The sequence below is a fragment of the Thalassovita mediterranea genome (genome assembly GCA_019448215.1).
Lineage (GTDB): Bacteria > Pseudomonadota > Alphaproteobacteria > Caulobacterales > Hyphomonadaceae > Henriciella.
The window spans coordinates 2,664,144-2,682,546 of sequence record CP080408.1 but is presented as its reverse complement, the minus strand read 5'-3'; the positions used below and the strand labels follow the sequence as shown (position 1 = coordinate 2,682,546).

General features: G+C 60.5%; 15 protein-coding genes. 6 read left to right on the top strand and 9 right to left on the bottom strand.

Features of this window, described 5'->3' with window-relative positions; all coding sequences use genetic code 11:
• Positions 1-3: 3 nt before the first annotated feature.
• From KUV46_13085 to KUV46_13070, 4 genes are read right to left on the bottom strand one after another with little or no spacing between them, the layout of a single operon-like run.
• A complete protein-coding gene (locus KUV46_13085; protein ID QYJ00262.1) occupies positions 4-1,236 on the bottom strand; it encodes a cyclopropane-fatty-acyl-phospholipid synthase family protein in 1,233 nt (410 codons plus the stop codon).
• Positions 1,233-2,036 (bottom strand): DUF1365 domain-containing protein, encoded by an 804-nt coding sequence (locus tag KUV46_13080; GenBank protein QYJ00261.1) that lies wholly within the window; start codon positions 2,034-2,036, stop codon positions 1,233-1,235. Before KUV46_13080 ends, KUV46_13085 begins: the two co-directional genes overlap by 4 nt.
• Entirely contained in the window at positions 2,033-3,364 is a 1,332-nt protein-coding gene (locus tag KUV46_13075; protein QYJ00260.1) for an FAD-dependent oxidoreductase, read from the bottom strand. Before KUV46_13075 ends, KUV46_13080 begins: the two co-directional genes overlap by 4 nt.
• A 2-nt stretch (positions 3,365-3,366) precedes the next feature.
• Positions 3,367-4,797, bottom strand: coding sequence for a DNA photolyase family protein (locus KUV46_13070; protein ID QYJ00259.1), 1,431 nt, complete (start codon positions 4,795-4,797; stop codon positions 3,367-3,369).
• Positions 4,798-4,980: 183 nt separating this feature from the next.
• Here KUV46_13070 and rfaE2 point away from each other — a divergent pair, with 183 nt between their 5' ends.
• Positions 4,981-6,432: a D-glycero-beta-D-manno-heptose 1-phosphate adenylyltransferase gene (gene rfaE2 / locus KUV46_13065; GenBank protein ID QYJ00258.1), complete on the top strand. Its 1,452-nt coding sequence runs from the start codon at positions 4,981-4,983 to the stop codon at positions 6,430-6,432.
• On the opposite strand, the gene KUV46_13060 is transcribed toward rfaE2, so the two are convergent.
• The 3 genes from KUV46_13060 to KUV46_13050 are packed head-to-tail and all read right to left on the bottom strand — an operon-like array spanning position 6,429 to position 8,717.
• Positions 6,429-7,337 (bottom strand): DUF3089 domain-containing protein, encoded by a 909-nt coding sequence (locus KUV46_13060; protein QYJ00257.1) that lies wholly within the window; start codon positions 7,335-7,337, stop codon positions 6,429-6,431. The genes rfaE2 and KUV46_13060 overlap by 4 nt on opposite strands.
• 2 nt (positions 7,338-7,339) lie before the next feature.
• A complete protein-coding gene (locus KUV46_13055) occupies positions 7,340-7,717 on the bottom strand; it encodes a hypothetical protein (GenBank protein QYJ00256.1) in 378 nt (125 codons plus the stop codon).
• Positions 7,710-8,717, bottom strand: a complete 1,008-nt coding sequence (locus KUV46_13050; protein QYJ00255.1) for a phosphotransferase family protein — start codon at positions 8,715-8,717, stop codon at positions 7,710-7,712. Before KUV46_13050 ends, KUV46_13055 begins: the two co-directional genes overlap by 8 nt.
• A gap of 80 nt (positions 8,718-8,797) precedes the next feature.
• Here KUV46_13050 and KUV46_13045 point away from each other — a divergent pair, with 80 nt between their 5' ends.
• On the top strand, positions 8,798-9,538 hold the full coding sequence (locus KUV46_13045; protein QYJ00254.1) for a DUF502 domain-containing protein: 741 nt from the start codon (positions 8,798-8,800) through the stop codon (positions 9,536-9,538).
• Here KUV46_13045 and recG read toward each other — a convergent pair.
• Positions 9,488-11,554, bottom strand: a complete 2,067-nt coding sequence (gene recG, locus KUV46_13040) for an ATP-dependent DNA helicase RecG (protein QYJ00253.1) — start codon at positions 11,552-11,554, stop codon at positions 9,488-9,490. The genes KUV46_13045 and recG overlap by 51 nt on opposite strands.
• Positions 11,555-11,722: 168 nt before the next feature.
• On the opposite strand from recG, the gene KUV46_13035 reads away from it, so the two are divergent.
• From KUV46_13035 to KUV46_13020, 4 genes are all read left to right on the top strand, one after another.
• Positions 11,723-11,926, top strand: coding sequence for a succinate dehydrogenase assembly factor 2 (locus KUV46_13035; GenBank protein QYJ02409.1), 204 nt, complete (start codon positions 11,723-11,725; stop codon positions 11,924-11,926).
• 57 nt (positions 11,927-11,983) lie between these two features.
• Positions 11,984-15,430, top strand: a complete 3,447-nt coding sequence (mfd, locus tag KUV46_13030; protein QYJ00252.1) for a transcription-repair coupling factor — start codon at positions 11,984-11,986, stop codon at positions 15,428-15,430.
• Between the two features lie 112 nt (positions 15,431-15,542).
• Positions 15,543-16,640 carry a CoA transferase gene (locus tag KUV46_13025; protein QYJ00251.1) on the top strand — a complete coding sequence of 366 codons (1,098 nt, stop codon included), beginning with the start codon at positions 15,543-15,545 and terminating at the stop codon, positions 16,638-16,640.
• A 322-nt stretch (positions 16,641-16,962) separates the two neighbouring features.
• Positions 16,963-17,337 (top strand): helix-turn-helix domain-containing protein, encoded by a 375-nt coding sequence (locus tag KUV46_13020; GenBank protein ID QYJ00250.1) that lies wholly within the window; start codon positions 16,963-16,965, stop codon positions 17,335-17,337.
• A gap of 12 nt (positions 17,338-17,349) precedes the next feature.
• Here KUV46_13020 and KUV46_13015 read toward each other — a convergent pair whose 3' ends face one another.
• The gene (locus tag KUV46_13015) at positions 17,350-18,303 is read right to left on the bottom strand and encodes a LysR family transcriptional regulator (GenBank protein QYJ00249.1); all 954 of its coding nucleotides are present in this window, start codon (positions 18,301-18,303) and stop codon (positions 17,350-17,352) included.
• Positions 18,304-18,403: the final 100 nt, after the last annotated feature.

Below are 18,403 nucleotides of genomic sequence, written 5' to 3'. Positions count from 1 at the left end.
TTCTTATGCCCGCGATAGCTGGAACTGGCCGACATTGATCCGGCCATTCCCGAAACCAGCCTCACAATAGCTGAGATAGAAGCGCCACAAACGACGAAAGCGCTCATCGAACCCGAAAGTCTGGATCTTGTCCCAGGCCTCTTCAAAGCGATCAGCCCATAGCTTCAGCGTGCGGGCATAGTCCTGTCCGAAATAGTGCACGGCATCGAAGCGAAGCCCCGCATTGCTCAGCGACTCTCGAAGCGCCACTTCGCTTGGCAACATGCCACCCGGGAAAATGTAGCGCTGGATGAAGTCGGTCCGCTTGCGGTATCGACGGAACAGTCGGTCCTCGATCGTGATAATCTGGAGCGCAGCTTTCGCATCATCCTTCAAGCTCTCACGCACCTTCTCGAAATAGCTCGGCCAGTACGCTTCACCGACCGCCTCGAACATTTCGATAGAGGCAACGCCATCATATTTGCCCTGATGGTCGCGGTAATCCTCCAGACGGATCTCTACACGGTCCGACAGTCCCTCTCTCTGCATCCGGGCAGCTGCATAGTCCCGCTGAGCTTCGGATATGGTGAGACATGTCACCTTTGACCCACGCGCCTTGGCCGCATATTCGGCGAACCCGCCCCAGCCGCAGCCAATCTCGAGCAGTTCGCTATCAGGCCCGGCAGCAAGCTGATCGGCGATACCTTTATATTTGGCCGTCTGGGCCTGCTCCAGAGACAGGTTTGGCTTGTCAAACAGGGCAGACGAGTAGGTCATCGTCTCATCGAGCCAGGCCGAGTAGAAATCATTCCCGAGATCATAGTGCGCCATGATGTTTCGGCGCGCACCGGCGCGGCTGTTGCGGTTGAACATATGGCGTAGCTTGTTGATCCCCCTCACGAGCGAGCCACCAACGGCTAGCTTTCCAGCCGCCTCGAAATTCTCCGAGAAATATTCCAGGACCGCTGTCAGGTCCGGCGTGGACCATTCGCCGTCCATATAGCTTTCGGCAAAGCCGATATCGCCGCCCGCGAGAGCACGTTTAGCGAAACCAAACTCGTGGACGTCGACCACAGCATGCGGACCGGGATTTCCCTGATCGAACAGCACCGAACGCCCATCCGGCAGATTGAAGCGAAGCGAGCCATTCTCTGTTCGAAGCAGGAAGAGCCCCGCAAGCCGGAAGCCCGCGGGAACACCGGACAGTTGTCTTAGCGTCGAGACTGTTGCGCGAATTTCGCCTGACTGCTGGTTCATTGGTGTTTCTCCTTCAAGACACGGCCTGATGGTGTCGCAACAGACACCCTTTGCTGCGCCTGATGCGGTTTGGAATGATAGTTTGCGCCCTTCAGCCAAAGCTTCAAAGCCTCCCAGTGGATCGCCAAGGTTACCCCCAGCGTGGAGAGCGGCATGAAGATGGCCTTGCGGAGAAGCGCCTGGTCGGTTGCCGGGGCAGCTTTGGTCGACAGGGTCGCCATATGTTTGACGCCGCCGTCTGAGACTGTGCTCACGCCAAGGCGCAGCATGTTTTCGTCGCGCTGAAGCGAGAACTCATACTTTCCCGAGACGTCGAAGAATGGCGAGACATGGAAGATCTTGTCTGCGGCATGCTTGCTCCATGCGCCATCAGCGGCGGCGACATAGACGTGGCGTTCGCCGAACGTGTTGCGCACTTCGTAAATAACGCCGGCAGGGCGTGCCTCCTCGTCCTCCGCAATCCAGACGGAGATGGGCGCAAACTTGTAAAACAGGTGCCGGGGAAAAGTGATGAGCTTCAGCTTGAGCGCAGACGCGTCCACGCCCGCCTCCAGCAGCCGCTCGTGTGCCCAGCCCCGCAATGACTGCCCACCCTGGGCGCCATGCTCATCTGTCCGAAAGCCAAAAAGCGCGCCTTCATCGACACCAAATAAGCGACACTGACGACGCGCATCTTCCAGCCGGTCGACATCAACTTCGACCATGAAGACGCGATAGCTAAAGTCCGACACAAACGGCGTGAACCGCCGGTGCACCGTTTCACCCTGGTGCAGCTTCAGTGCAGGGGCGGTGTCGCTCACTGCGCCGCGGCCCCGGCTGCCTTGGCATCCGCAGATATGGCTCGTTCCGTTGACGGTACGACGAGTTCGACGCCCTCAGCGGCCCAAGGGACCCGTCCGCCAAGCGAGAGCGCCGCGCGAAGACCGCTCTTCAGCCCATCCTCATGGAAGCCCGACCCGAGCCACGCGCCCGCAAGCCAGAGCCCCCTATCGCCCTGAATTCGCTCCAGCGAGCGGCAGGCCGCAGCGGCCGGTGCGTCGAATTGCGGGTGATCGAACGTCACCTCATGGAAAACCTTGTCTGCCGCAGGTGGCACGGACGGGTTCAGGGTCACGAACAATGGGCAATCTTTTGGCAAATTCTGAAGCAGGTTCATCCAGTAGGTGAGGCAGATATTCTCGCCGTCGGAATACTTCTGGATGACGTTCCAGCTCGCCCAGGCTGCGTTCCTGTCGGGCATGTAAGTCGGATCCCGGTGCAGATAGATGCGATTTGGGCGGTACCCGACCGAGTTCAGCAGGAAGCGTTGATCCTCGAAAGCCGGCGCCAGCATCTGGCGGGCCGTATCGGAATGAACGGCAAGAATAACATCGTCAAACAAGTGCTCACGACCATCCTCGGTCGTCACCCGCACATGCTGGCCGAAGGGGCTGACTTGTTTTACCGGCGCGCTGAGGCGCAAGCGGGAGCCAAGCACCTCCGCCGCCTTGTCGACATATTGCCTGGACCCACCAGTCACCGTGCGCCATTTTGGGCGCTCGGCATGCATCAGGCGATGGTTCTCAAAAAAGCGGAAGAAACTTAGCGCCGGATAGTCCAGCATCTCTGAAGGGGGCGTCGACCAGATCGCGCCGCCCATCGGAAGGATATAGTTCTGCTTGAAGTCCTCGCTGAACCCTTTCTGGTTCAGCCACACACCCAGCGTCTCATTGCCGATCCGTCCGGCCGCAAGGTCCTCGCGGGCAATGTCGTTGAATTTGAGGATCGTGCGCCAGAATTTGTGAAACCGAGGTCGCAACAGGTTCCGCTTGCGGGCGAACATGCCTTTTACGGTCGAAGCCCACTCGAACCCGTCTTCATTCGACACTGCAAAGCTCATATCGCTTTGCTCTGTCTCCACGCCCAGCGCATCGAAGAAACCTGTGAGGTTGGGATAGTTGCGGCCATTATAGACGATGAAGCCGACATCGACGTTCAGCTCATGCCCGTCATAGTCGATGGTCCGCGTGTGAGCATGACCACCGGCGCGCTCACGCGCTTCAAACACGGTGACGTCAGCCGTGTCTTTCAGTGCATAGGCAGCGCCAAGACCGGTAATGCCTGAGCCGATGACAGCAATTTTCTTCATTCTCAGTCCTGCTTTTCCTTAAGCGCTTCCCAGGCATCAAGCGCACGCTGGCGCCCTTCCTTGTGTGCGATAATCGGTTTGGGATAGGTGCTCCCAAGCTCAATGCCCGCTTTCTTCAGTACGTCGCGGCCCGCCTCCCAGGGTGCATGGAGATGCTTGTTGGGAAGCTTCTTCAGCTCCGGGCACCAATGACGCACGTAGGCACCGGTCTGGTCGAACTTCTGGCCCTGCGTGATTGGGTTGAAGACCCGGAAATAGGGCGATGCATCTGCGCCAGATCCGGCCGTCCACTGCCAACCGGCTGCATTCGATGCAGGATCCGCATCGACAAGCGTGTCCCAGAACCAGTCTTCGCCTTCGGTCCAGTTAAGGAGCAGGTGTTTGGTCAGCAGGGAGGCCACGATCATCCGGACGCGATTATGCATCCAGCCTGTTGCCCAAAGCTGGCGCATACCCGCATCGACGATCGGATAGCCGGTTTCGCCTTTCCGCCAGCGGTGAAGATCCTTTTTACTGGATCTCCACTCCATCACATTGAATTTACTGTCGTAATTCTCACGTCCCATCTTCGGGTTATGATAAATCAGGACATAGGAAAATTCACGCCAGACGATTTCGGAGAGGAATGACCAGGCGCTTTCCTCTTCCTTCAGGCCGCGATTGATGCGCCCCATAACTGCCCGCCAGATCGTCGCCGGGCTGATCTCGCCATGTCGCAGGTGAGGGGAGAGGCCTGACGTGCCATCCTCATCGGGACGATTGCGCATTTCCTCATAGTCGCGGATCGGGCCGTCGAGAAAGTCCTGCAATCTCTCCTGCGCACCATCCTCGCCCGGGGTCCACATCTCGTCGAAGCCTTTGGACCAATCGGGCTTGCTTGGATGCAGGCCCCAGCTCTCAATCTCGTCCCCATCGATGCCGACGCCATCGAACTTATCCGGCGCGGGTAGCGGGTCGGGCGCTTCATAGCTGCCGCGCACGGCGCGCCAGTAGGGCGTGAATACCTTGTAGTAGCCGCCAGACGTCGTCTTGTACGCCCACGGCTCGGTCAGAAGCGTGGTGTTGAAGCTCTTTGCGTCAATGCCGTCATCCTTGAGCGCTTTCTTGATGTCCGCGTCACGGTCGATCTCGGGCTGCGTGTATCTGCGTCCCCAGAAAACCGCTTCGGCGCCGGTTTCCTTGATTAGGTCACGCAGGATTTTCTCGGCATCGCCCTTCCGGCAGATCAGCTTTCCGCCGCGTTGCGAAATAGCTGAGCGAAGCGACTTCAGCGATTTATCCAGCCACCATTTCGATGCGCCGCCAAGATCGCGGCCGCCAGCAACCGTATCTTCGAGAATATAGACGGGGAATATCTTCGCATTCGCTTCGACAGCGGCTGCAAGGGCCGCATGATCTGCCAGCCGAAGATCGTTCCGAAACCAGACGATCACAGAATCCGGATTGTCCTGTCCCAGCGTTTTTCTCCTGCTTGCCCAATGTTGTAGTCGTTTACGTGGCAAACTGTGGCGTGGATCATTCTTGTCCACATCCCATGTGTCTGGTGCCAAAGGAAAACTTTGTTTAGTCAGACAGGACGCGACCTGAAATTAGAAGCTGGCACGGGGTAATGCGGCTTGAGACAGCAGATATCCGAGATTCTCGAAAAAGCCCGCGGCAAGCAGATCATCTGCGTCGGGGACCTGATGCTCGACCGGTACGTCTATGGCAGCGTCGGCCGAGTGTCGCCCGAAGCGCCCGTTCCAGTCCTTCGAAAGACAAACTCAACCGAAGTGCCGGGCGGTGCAGGCAACGTGGCCCGAAACCTCAGCGCGCTTGGTCTCCGCACAGTCATGATCGGCTGCGTCGGCGACGATGAGGCGGGAACGCAGCTTACTGACCTCCTTGAAGCCGATCCGCTGATCAGCTGTCAGCTCGTGCGCACCGCAAACATGGCCACCGTAATCAAAACCCGTTTCATCGCGGGCACGCAGCAACTCCTGCGCGTCGACACTGAAGACGATGGGCCGGACCTCGCGAAGGCCTCGCTAGAGATCGGCAAACTGGTTGAAGCGGCGGCGAAGACGGCCTCGCTGATTATCGTGTCTGATTACGCAAAAGGGGTGATCACCCCGGTCGTCTTTAACGCCTGCATCAAGGCTGCGAAGGCCAATGACATCCCGGTTCTGGTCGATCCGAAGTCAAAGGATTTCAGCATCTATGCAGGCGCCAGCCTGATCAAGCCGAATGCGAGCGAACTCGCCGCCGCAAGCGGCTTGCCCACGGCAAGCGACAACGACGTTGATGCCGCCCTCAGCGCGATGGCAAACCTACTACCGGAAACCCGGCTCGTGGTCACCCGCGCAGGCAAGGGCATGTCCTGGCATGAAAGCGCCAGAACCTTTCACATGAAGGGCGAAGCCCGGCAGGTGTTCGACGTGTCCGGCGCTGGTGACACCAGCATGGCCGCACTGGCCGCCGCGATCGCTGCAGGCGCAGACCTCAAGGACGCCGTCGCCCTCGCCATCGCTGCATCTGGCATCGTGGTTGGCAAGGTCGGGACGGCTACCGTCAGCGCAGAAGAGCTTCACCGCGCACTTTCCGCGGGTGAGGCGCCTGTCTCTGCTGGTTTGCTGAACCGCTCGGACATTGCTGAACTGGCCGTGCGATGGCGCGCATCCGGCCTGCGGGTCGGCTTCACCAATGGCTGTTTCGATATCCTGCACCCCGGCCACCTACGCGTCTTGCGCCAGGCCCGCGCGCAATGTGACCGCCTCATCGTTGCGATCAATACGGATGCGTCGGTCAAACGCCTCAAAGGCGAAAGCCGGCCCGTAAACACTGAGCAGGACCGTGCAGAGCTCCTCGCAGGCATCGCCGGCGTAGACGCTGTCACAAGCTTCGACGAGGACACGCCCGCCGAACTGATCGATGCAATCCAGCCAGACGTTCTGGTCAAGGGCGGCGACTACAAGGCCGACGAGATCGTTGGCGCCGATACGGTCAAGGCGCGCGGCGGTGAGGTGGTCATCGTGCCGCTTCTTGAAGGTCGATCGACGACCGGCATCATCGAGCGCTCACGCAGCTAGTTTCCGCGTTCACCCGAAATATCACGTTCCGAGTTTGGGCGACGGATCGGGGCGACATCCACGACTTCCTCTGCCGCCCATGTGTCGAATGGTTCTGCTGGCTTTGGCAGGGTCTCTTCCAGCCAGACCGACAGTGTTTCGGCGCGCGCCTCGACACTCTGCGCCAGCGTGCCGTCATCGCTATAGACCAGCCGCGGGCGGGGCAGGCTCGGCAGGAAAAAGCGCCTGACAGGCTTGCTGGCAGTAAGGCTCGTCGAAACCACACACGCTTCGACAGCGCCGCTACAAGCGCCCACCGCCTCAGTCCACTCAGCCGCGCCCATATCCGCTGAAATCATGACACCCCCGAAGCGCTGGCGGAAATCTTCATCAGAGGGCAGGGCGCCAAGCGCGCCTTCCAGCAGCGTCTCGGTGCCGGGCCCAGCCACGATCAGCACGCCGCGCTTACGGTTCTCAGCGGACACATAGCGGGCCACGGCCGCTGCCACGTCGCTCGAGGCCAATGCGCTGGCTTCCGTTCGCATCCGCTTTCCTGACGCAGGCGACGGCGCGCGGTAGGACGGCGCGTAAATGACCGCGCTCTCATCAGATGAGAGCCCGGCCTCATCCATGAAATCGGCATAGTCGCCCTTGCTGATATCGCTCGACGCCGGAAGCAGGCCCGCAGGCTGCGGCGTGGTCGGGTAGGGTGCCAGTACGATAATATCGACGCCCCAAGGACTCGCCCATCCACCCGGCGGCGTTTCCGCCGGGCGCTGAAGCCAGTCCTCATCCAGCGAGTAATCCGGCTCCACAGCATCCCGTTCACCCTGACCAAGCCAAGACGCGTAGACACTATCCTTCAATGCGACCCAACCGACAGCCAGCGCAGCGATAATGCCAAGCGCGATCAGGATAGGGCGCATATTCAGTCCTCTAGAGCGGTTGCCAGTCCCGAGTATTTCGGTTGATCGACCTTCAACTGCGCAATTGCGGTCTTTTTGAGGTGATCCATCAGGGCCGCCGACTCAACCGTCAGCTCGCCCGAGCGGATCTTGCCACGGAGTTCCTCATTCAGCGCCTCGCGGGATTTTCCGTCACTGCCGGGCAGCAGGGCTTTGAGGCGCTCATACTCGGCCGCGTCATTGCCTTCGCGCGCTTCGAGGTCCCGAAGGATCGTTGCTAGCACGTTGGACGCAACGCGCGCATGGAAAGCGGCGCGGCCTTTCAGCTCCGGCATTGCCGAATGATCGACGAAATTCTTAACCGCCTGAACGAGTTCACTGACACTTGGCTGATCATGCATGACGTTGGCCCTCCAGAAGGTTCACAAGGTCCATCTCGGTCTCTGAGACGCGCCGACCAATGGCTGCACGCTCAACACTCGCATCGGCGCCAGAGCGGAACGTCTCGTACATGCCCATACACATGATGCCCCACTTCATGCTGCCCAGCATGTCCCACCAGTCGATATCGCGCGGCGTGAATTCCGCGCCGCCCGCAGCAGCATAGGCTTCCAGCAGCGGTTCTACATCGCCAAAGCCGCCAAGGCGCTTGTCAGACTGCCCGAACCGCCAGGAATTGGTGCACATCCAGCCAATATCCTCACGCGGGTCGCCATAATGGGCGAGCTCCCAGTCCAGCACGGCCGCCAGACCCTGCTCATCCACCATGATATTGCCGAGCCGGAAGTCGCCATGCACGAGCATCGGCTCAAGCGGCTTTGGCGCATTTTCTTTCAGCCAGACAATCGCGAGGTCGAATATGGGCCTGCAGACACCGATTTCCTGATAGGTCTGCTCATACTGCTCGACCTGCGCAAGACCGGTGCTCTCGCGAATACGCGGCACATCAGAGCCATCGATGCGGTGGATGCCAGCCAGCGCGCGGCCACATTGTGCCGGCAGGTTCTCTCGAGCCTTGGCATACTCATCATCGCGCAGGATGCGCCGCGCGATCGTCTCGCCTTCGACTCGGGACATGATAAAGCCTTCGCCGACACCTTCATCCGGCTCCAGCACATGGACGACTTCGGGCACCGCCACGCCGGCATCGTGGGCCTTACGGATCAGCTTTGCTTCGTTCGGCAAGCCAATCGCGCGCGAATCATCAGTCGCTTCCATGCCTTCCGGCGCGCGCCGCAGGATCAGCGTCTCCGGGGCTCCGGTACCGTTGAGGGTAAGCAGCCAGGTTTCCTGGCTTGCGCCACCTGACAGCCGGTTGGCAGAGGCCAGCGCTGTCTGCTCGCCATACACGCGTCTAAGGACCGCCTGCAGCCTGCTATCGAATTCTTGTTTCTCACTCATCTTCGCCACAATTAACGGAAATCATATGATCTCCAAGCCATACTCAACGTAAACCACGACCACTTTTCAGGAGCGCTTTTATGGCGGATAAATCCGGTCACTCTGACAACGGATTGATGGCACCCGAGCCGAAACGGCCCAGTCTGTGGGCGTGGCTGCGGGGTAGATTCCTCGCAGGCATGGTCATCGCCGCCCCGATTGCGATCACCTTTTTCGTCCTGCAATTCCTGATCAATTTCATCGACAACAGGGTCAAACCCCTGCTGCCGCCGATCATTCAGCCAGAGACCTATACGAACATCGCGATTCCCGGCTTTGGCGTGATCGTGATGATCGTGGCGCTGACGATTCTCGGCGCGGTCACCACGAACCTACTTGGTCGTTCAGTCGTGCGGGGCGCAGACCGGCTTCTCTCCAGCGTGCCAATTGTCCGCAACGTATATGCCGCCTTCAAACAGCTGATCGAGGTGCTCACCAACAATCAGCAGGCCTCTTATGATCGTGTGGTTATGGTGGAGTACCCGAAGGTCGGCTCATGGTGCATCGGCTTTGTATCGTCCAATGCAAAGGGTGAGATCGCGCACCGTCTAGGCGCCGACTTTATCGGTGTCTTCGTTCCAACGACGCCAAACCCGACCTCGGGCTTCCTTATCTATGTGCGGGAATCTGAATGCATCGAGATGGACATGTCGATCGAGGACGGCGCTAAGATGATCCTGTCGGCTGGCCTCGTTGTGCCTGAGCACGGCGAAGAGACACCTAAGCAGCGCTCACTCCCGCTGGCGGACGAGCGGACTGAGAAGCTCTCTGAGGATGCTTAGCGCCTGGCCCCGCTCGCTCACCAGGCCGGGATCAGTTTCAATTGCATAGCGGGCATCCTTGCGGGCGATTTCGATGAGGTCAGCGTCGGTCTGCAGGTCGACAATCCTGTAATCGACAGCGCCGGACTGGCGCACACCGAGCACATCGCCAGGCCCGCGCAGCTTGAAATCCGCCTCGGCAATCGCAAACCCATCCTCAGTCTCGCGTAGCGTCTCAAGCCGCTTGTGCGCGAGCTCACCGAGGGGAGGCCGGTAGAGCAGGATGCAATAGGATTTGCGCTCACCGCGCCCCACCCGCCCGCGCAGCTGGTGCAACTGCGCCAGGCCAAATCCTTCGGCCCGCTCGATCACCATGACCGTGGCATTTGGCACATCGACGCCAACCTCAATCACCGTCGTCGCAACGAGCACTTTCGTATCGCCGCGCCTGAATGCCTCAAGTGCCTCGTCCTTCTGGTCGCCGCGCAGGCGGCCATGCACGAGGCCGACCTTCTGCCCGAGCCAGTCCTCCAGCGCAGCGGCGCGGGCGACGGCCGAGCTGTCATCCTCATCTGCATCGACGCGCGGACAGACCCAGAAGACACGCTCGCCTCGGTCAATCGCGCGTCCGATCGCTTCGACGACGTCCTCGATGCGTGTGTCGGGAATCGCACGAGTTTCAATCGGCTGACGGCCTGCAGGCTTCTCATCAAGGATCGAGATATCGAGGTCGCCATGCACCGACTGCGCCAGCGTCCTCGGAATAGGCGTCGCGCTCATTACCAGCATATGCGGCGCCGACGCCTTTTCGATGAGACGCATCCGGTCGGCAACACCAAAGCGATGCTGTTCATCCACCACGATGAGGCCAAGCTTCCGGAAAGACACGCTTTCCTGAAAAAGAGCCTGCGTGCCGACCGCGACATGAATGCTGCCATCGGCGAGCCCCATGAGCGTCGATTCGCGCTTTGGACCTTTCTCACGGCCTGTCAGGATCGCCACCTCATGGCCGAGGGGCGCGAGCAATCCTGCCACCGTCTCATATTGCTGACGCGCCAGCACTTCGGTGGGCGCCATGAAGGTGGCCTGGTAGCCAGCTGACACCGCTTTCAACGCGGCCATGACCGCGACCAGCGTCTTACCCGCGCCAACATCCCCCTGCAGCATCCGCCTCATCGGGTGCGGCCTTGCCACATCATCTGCGATCTCGCGGATCGCCCGCCTCTGCGCCGATGTCAGCTTGTAGGGCAGACGCGCCGACAGCGCATTCAACGCATCATTCGGCCCCTCAAGCGGCGGCGCAGTCCTGCGGGCGCGGCTTTCGCGTGCAAAGGCAAAGATGATCTCGCGCGCCAAGGCTTCGTCATAGGACAGGCGGCGGCGTGCCAGTTCGAACGCGTCAGGGTCGAAAGCGTCAGGCGTATGCAGACCCGCCAGCGCCGCCTTGAAGCCCGGCCAGTGCTGCGCGGCGACAAGATCATTGCCCAGCCATTCCGGCAAATCGTCCGGAACGAGGTCCAGCGCGGCGATCATCGCCGAATGCACCCGTTTGTTCGTCAGGCCTGCCGTCAGCCGATAGATCGGCTCTACCGGCGGCGGCGGCTCACCCCGCGCGGGGTCCACGACATGGTCTGGATGCGACATCTGCCGCTCGCCCTGAAACTCACTGACGAGGCCGGACACGATCCGCTCCTTGCCGATCGGAAACTGTCCCTGCAGCCAGCGCGGGTCGGCACGAAAATAGGTGAGCGTCAGAAAGCCACTGCCATCAAAGAGCTGGATGCGGTGCGGCGCCCGGTCGGAATAGGGCGCTTTGTACGACATGACTTCGCCGCGAACCGTTGAGACTTCGCCAGCGACCAGGTCCTGAAAACTGTTGCGCACCCGGCGATCCAGCCATTTTTCCGGCAGGTGGAGCAGGAGATCCCATACCGTATCGCCGTCTATCAGCCGCTCAAGGACCGGCTTCAGCTTGGGACCAATCCCCGGAAGCTTGTCGACGGGCTGGAACAGGGGAAAGAGTCGTTCATCACGCATGGGTCAGCTGACAATATCGAAAGCGTCGCAGGCTTCAATTGAAGAGGTCGGTGGGCAATCGCTCAAGCTTCACCTATGTGACGGTTTCACGCTCAAACAGAGGTATCTCTCGTGGAAGAACGTAAACGCAAACTCCAGTTCCGCGCGTCGCGCCGTGGCTTCCGGGAAATGGACCTGATCATGGGCCAGTTCGCCCAGCAAAAGATCGATGCCATGTCCGAGACCGAACTTGATGAGTTCGAACGCCTGCTCGCCACGCCGGACTGGGAAGTCTACGCCTGGATTATCGGCAACAAACCCGTGCCGCCAAATTATGCAGGGCCTGTGCTGGACCAGTTGCTCGGCTTTAGATACGACGCGCGCGCTCTCTAAAAACACGGCGAACGCGCTGAAGGCGCGCTCCTGTCTGTCCCGCCAGGTGATCGACCAATGCCCAGCCCTTCGCGCCTCACCAGCCTGTCTGCGCCGACGAACGTCTCAGGCGCGCCCTTCGGACTGGATATCAAAGCCTTTCAGGACTCCCTCCTGAACAAGGGCGGCATCGCGCTCTACGTCGCGCGGGATGACAAGACCGCAGCGACCGCCCTCAAGCTCGCCGAATTCTTTCACCCGACAATGGACCGCGTCCTTCTGCCGGGCTGGGACATGCTTCCCTATGACCGGGTCAGCCCGAGCGCCGCTGTGGCGTCCCAGCGTTGCGCCGCGCTCGCGCGCATTGCGCAGCAACGCGAAGGCAGCAAGCCGCTTCTGGTCATCACCACAGGCTCATCCCTGATCCAGCGCCTGCCACCCCGCGAAACAATGCGCGCGGCCAGCTTCTCCATGAGTGTCGGCGAAGAACTCGCAGAGGACGCCCTCACCGACTACCTGTCCGTCAACGGCTATATCCGCGCCTCGACGGTGAGTGAGCGGGGCGAGTACGCCATTCGCGGCGGCATCATCGATATCTATCCGCCGACCAGCGATGAACCGATCCGGCTCGACCTGTTTGGCGATACGCTGGACCAGCTGAAAGCCTTTAATCCGGAAACCCAGATTTCAACGCGCGAGCTGCCATCGATCACGCTTGCACCCGTCTCCGAGATTCTCTTCTCCAGCGACACGCTCAGCCTGTTTCGCGAGAAATACCTTGATGCCTTCGGCGCGCCAGGCGGCGACACGATGTATGAGGCCGCGCGGGCTCAGATCAGGCGGCAGGGTCTCGAAAACTGGCTCCCGCTCTTCCACGACCATCTCGACAGCCTGTTCGATTATATCGGCAGCGATGCCCTTATCGGCTTTGGCTATCTGGCGGGCGAGGCCTCAAGTGAGCGCCGCTCACAGGCCGAAGACTATCACGCCGCCCGGCTCGAAGCGGCCACCGAGGACCGCCCCTCGCGCGTCCTCCCGCCGGACGCACTCTATCTGAGCAATCGAGAGCTCGACGAAGAGCTTTCCGCACGCGGCATCGCCCGCTTCTCTGCCGCAGGCGCCGAAACCGGCATCGACCTCGGCGGTAAGCACGGCCGCGACTTCGCACCAGAACGCGCGCAGCCAGAGACGAACGTCTTCAAATCGGCCGCCGCCCATGCGCAAGCCCTGCGTGAAAGAGGCCTGACCGTTATCTTCGGGGCGTGGACGTCCGGCTCTGCCGACCGGCTCGTCAATGTCATGGATGATCACGGGCTCGGCGCATTGCCGCGGGTCTATTCCATGGAAGCGGCGGTCACGGCTGGCCTCAGCATCTGTGAATTGCCGCTAGAGCAGGGGATCGAGACCGAATCTCTCGCCATCATCTCAGAACCCGACGTGCTCGGTGACCGGCTGGCAGCCCCGCGCCGCAAGCGCAAGGCCGCGAACTTCATTTCCGAGGCGGCCTCCCTCAATACAGGCGACCTCGTCGTGCACGTCGATCATGGTGTTGGCCGTTATGCCGGCCTCAAGACACTCGAGCTGACCGGCGCGCCGCATGACTGCCTGGAGCTCGAATATTCCGGCGGCGACAAGATCTTCCTGCCGGTCGAGAACGTCGACCTTATCAGCCGCTATGGCAGCGATGACGCCGAAAGCGCCGTCGACAAGCTGGGCGGTGTCGGCTGGCAGACCCGCAAGGCGAAAGCCAAGAAGCGCATCCTCGAAATGGCGGCAGAGCTGCTGGAGATCGCCGCCGCGCGCGAACTCAAGAAGGCCGAACCAACGACAACAGGGCAGGGACTCTACGAAGAGTTCGCCGCCCGCTTCCCTTACGAAGAGACAGACGACCAGCTCAACGCCATCGAGGATACGCTCGAAGACCTCGCCAGCGGCAAGCCGATGGACCGCCTGGTCTGCGGCGATGTCGGCTTCGGCAAGACTGAAGTTGCCCTTCGCGCCGCCTTCGTGGCCGCAATGAGCGGTATGCAGGTCGCCGTCATCGCGCCGACCACACTGCTCGCGCGCCAGCACTTCAAATCCTTCGCCGAACGCTTCGCCAATTGGCCGGTCAAAGTCCGACACCTGTCGCGCATGGTCACGCAAAAGGAAGCGAACGACGCCCGCGAGGGCCTCACCAGCGGCGATGTCGACATCGTCGTCGGCACCCATGCACTCCTGTCAAAGTCGATCGAGTTCAAGCGTCTCGGCCTTCTCATCGTCGATGAGGAGCAACGCTTTGGCGTGAAGCACAAGGAGCGGCTGAAAGAACTGAAATCGGACGTCCACGTCCTGACGCTTTCGGCAACGCCGATCCCGCGCACCCTCCAGATGGCGCTCACCGGCATCCGCGATCTTTCCATCATCGCGACCCCGCCCGTCGACCGCCTGTCTGTGCGCACCTATGTCGCCGAGTTCGACACCGTCACGATCCGTGAGGCGCTGCTGCGTGAGAAGTATCGCGGCGGTCAGGCCTTCTTCGTCGCCCCGCGTATCTCTGACCTCGATTTCCTCGAAACCTTCATGCGCGACAACGTGCCGGAGGTGAGCTTCATCGTCGCTCACGGGCAGATGCCACCAACAGAGCTCGAAGACATCATGACCGCCTTCTATGAGGGCGAGTATGACGTGCTGCTCTCGACCACGATCGTCGAAAGCGGGCTCGACATTCCGCGCGCCAATACGCTCGTCATCTATCGCTCCGACATGTTCGGCCTGGCGCAGCTCTACCAGCTTCGTGGACGCGTCGGCCGGTCCAAGCTTCGTGCCTATGCCTACCTCACCACGCCGCGTGAGCATGTGATGACGCCAGGCGCCGAGCGCCGCCTGCGCATCCTGCAATCGCTCGACAGCCTTGGCGCAGGCTTCCAGCTTGCGAGCCACGACCTCGACATGCGCGGCTCTGGTAACCTCCTCGGCGACCAGCAGTCCGGCCACGTCAAGGAAGTCGGCGTCGAACTCTACCAGTCCATGCTGGAAGACGCGGTCAACGCCCTCAAATCCGGCAGCGACCTCGAAGAAGAAGTCGCAGACGACTGGTCACCGCAGATCAATCTTGGCGTCGCGGTTCTTATCCCGGAAGACTATGTCGAGGACCTAGGCGTTCGCCTCGGCCTCTACCGCCGCCTTGCTGAGATCGACACCGATGAAGGCCGTGAGCGTTTCGCCGCCGAGCTTATCGACCGGTTCGGCCCGCTCCCTGAAGAGACCAAGCAGCTCCTCGACATCACCGCCATCAAGGCGGCCTGTAAGAAGCTTGGCATCGGCAAGCTCGATTCCGGCCCGAAGGGCATCGTCATGGCCTTCCGCGAAGATACGCCCGTGGAGCCGCGCGAGCTGATGACCATCGTCCAGTCGCGCCCGAATTCCATGAAGCTTCGCCCGGATGGCAAGCTGGTCGTCACCCGCGCGCCGGACGAGAAGGAAAAGCGCATCCAGCTCATCCGCAACCTGCTTCGTGAGCTCAGCGCCCTGACACCCGCCTGACTGCCCCTTTGCCGCTGCAGACCAGCGACTGGTGCGACGCGACGGCAAGTCTTGGCAGCCAGACCCGCTCTTATATGGTCTCGCCATTGCGAAATCAGGGAGGAGCGAGGCGATGGCCAGCGGACCACTTACAGGCATCAGGATTGTTGAATTTCAGGGCATTGGGCCGGGGCCGTTCTGCGGCATGCTCCTGTCGGACCTTGGCGCAGACGTTGTGCGCATCGACAGGGCAGGCAAGGGCGGGCGCGCCGCCACGCCAGCGAATGTCGAATCGCGCGGTCGCCGCTCCATCGCGCTCGACCTCAAGAACCCGGACGATGTCGAAACCGCGCTCAAGCTGATCGAAAAGGCTGACGGTCTTATCGAGGGCTTCCGCCCGGGTGTTATGGAACGCCTCGGCCTCGGCCCGGATGTCGTGCTCGCGCGCAACCCGAAGCTGGCCTATGGCCGCATGACCGGCTGGGGTCAGTTCGGCCCGCTGTCACAAGCTGCCGGCCACGACCTCAACTATATCGCGCTTACTGGCGCACTCGGCGCGATGGGCCGCAAGGGTGAGCGTCCATACCCGCCACTCAACCTCATTGGCGATTATGGCGGCGGCGCGCTCTATCTCGCTTTTGGTCTTCTGGCCGCCATCCTCAACGCCCGCGGCGGCGGCGAGGGGCAGGTGATCGACGTTGCCATGACTGATGGCGCGGCGTCCCTGACCTCCATGTTCTTTGGCATGCGCGCCATGGGCGTCTGGAGCGATGAGCGTGAGGACAACATGCTCGATGGCGGAGCCCACTTCTACGACACCTATGAGACCAAGGATGGCGGCTATGTCGCCATCGGCTCGATCGAGCCGCAATTCTACGCGCTCTTGCTTGAAAAGGCCGGTCTCACCGATCCGGACTTCCAGCACCAGATGGACCGCTCCAAATGGCCAGAGCTCAAGGCCAAGATCATCGACGTCTTCAAGACCAAGACCCGCGACGAGTGGTGTGAGATCATGGAAGGCACCGATGTGTGCTTTGCTCCGGTCCTCTCCATGACTGAAGCGCCCGAGCATCCGCACAACAAGGAACGCCAGACTTTCGTCAACTATGAGGGCGTTACCCAGCCAGCACCGGCGCCGCGCTTCTCAAAGACGCCAGGCAAGATCCAGCGACCGCCGGCCAGCCCGGGCGCTCATACAGATGAGGTCAAGAAGGACTGGAAGATCAGCTGATCGCCTCGAGGGCTGCTGAACATAAGACAACAGGCCGTGCACAACGGCGTTCAGCTAGCTTCTGATACATAAGGGATGTCGGCTGCGGAGACGGGAGACTCTTTCTCCCAACGCTCTGGCCGCCGGCGTCCTTCTTGCTTGAACTGGGCTGCCTACGGGCGGCCCTTTTTTTATTCTATAGTATCGAACACTTTATCTAAACTATATGACATCTTTGCGTTTCATATTTTTTATGAACGGCCCGATTGATGTAACGGATAAAGCTAGGCGATAACATATATCAACAACTGACAGTTAGAGTTGCAATAAACGAGGGGTTTCTATGGGCACTGTTTTGACCGCTTCGCCGCGCAAGGTGAGTGATGCTGACCGCGGGATAGGTCAACTCGTGCGCCAGGCACGCCGCCGCGTTGGTATGACCCTTGATGATCTCGCCAAGCAGCTCGGTCTTTCCTACCAGCAGGTCCACAAATACGAGAACGGCACAAACCGTATCAGCGCCGGTACGCTCGCCGCCATCGCGAACCTGCTCGCCGTTCCGATCGACCACCTCTTTCCGGATGAAGTCCTTCTCGGCAGCACCGATGGCGAAGACAGTGAAATCGACCGCATGCGCGCCGAAGTAAACCGCGTCACGCGCACGATTGATGACCCCAAGAAACTTGAGGCCATCATCACTATTCTGAAAACGTTCTGAAGTCCTGACGGCCTAGCGGCCGCGCTTCGCGTATTTGTCGAACTGGTTCGGATGCACAAACGTGTCCTGGAACCAGGGCGATTTCTCTGCTGAAAACTGCTTGCGCGTCCAGTCGATGAACTGGCGCCCATGCGACAGGCGTTGCATGCGCGGCGTATAGGTCAGCCAGAACTGGATCGGCGCGACTTCCTGAAGCTCTAGCGCAATAAGTCGCGGGTCGAGTTCGATGACGTATGAAGGCATGACCGCAATGCCGCCCCCAGCCGCACAGATCTCGCGCAGGACGGTGCCCGAATTCGTCAGCAGTTTGAACCGGATTGCCTTCTTCAAGTCGACGGCCCGGCTCGACCAGTTTTCGATCTGGTATGAGTAGGCATCGTGCATCAACACGTCATGCCCCTGCAGGTCATAAAGACTGGCGGGCGCCGTGCGCCCAGCCAGGTAATCCTTCGTGGCGAAGAACATATAGTGCAGCACGCCAAGTCGTATGGAGAGGATGTCTCTCTGGCGCGGCTCGCTGAACGTGATGCTGAGATCTGCGTCACCGGTGGCGAGGTCTGCATCCCGATCTGCAATCTGAAAGTCGAGGTCTACGCCCGGCCGTTCTTCCTGAAATTGCGGGACGAGACGCGCGAGCCAATGCGAGGCAACGCCATCCTGTCCTGAAAACCGCAAGCTGCCGGTTCCTTCGAGGTCAAAGTCACTCACCGTGTTGACGATGTCATTTGCGCTATCGGTCATGGCGCGCGTGCGTCTCTGAACCTCTCGCCCCGCCTCGGTCAGCTCCACGCCTTTTGTGGTGCGGCTGAACAGCTGGCAGCCGAGCATCTTCTCAAGCTCGTCAATCTTGCGGCTGACGGTCGGAGTGGATTCGCCGAGGCGCTTGCCAGCTGCGGTCAGGCTTTTGAGCTCAGCAACGACGCCAAAGACGCGCAGTTTGTCCCAGTCGAGGGATGTCTTTTTCATTCAAATGCCTTCCGGGCCAAGGGCAGTGGCCATGCCCTGACCTCGATTTGAAAAAAAGTAAATCGCACAACTTGACAACCCTTGCGCGAAAAACGAAGAA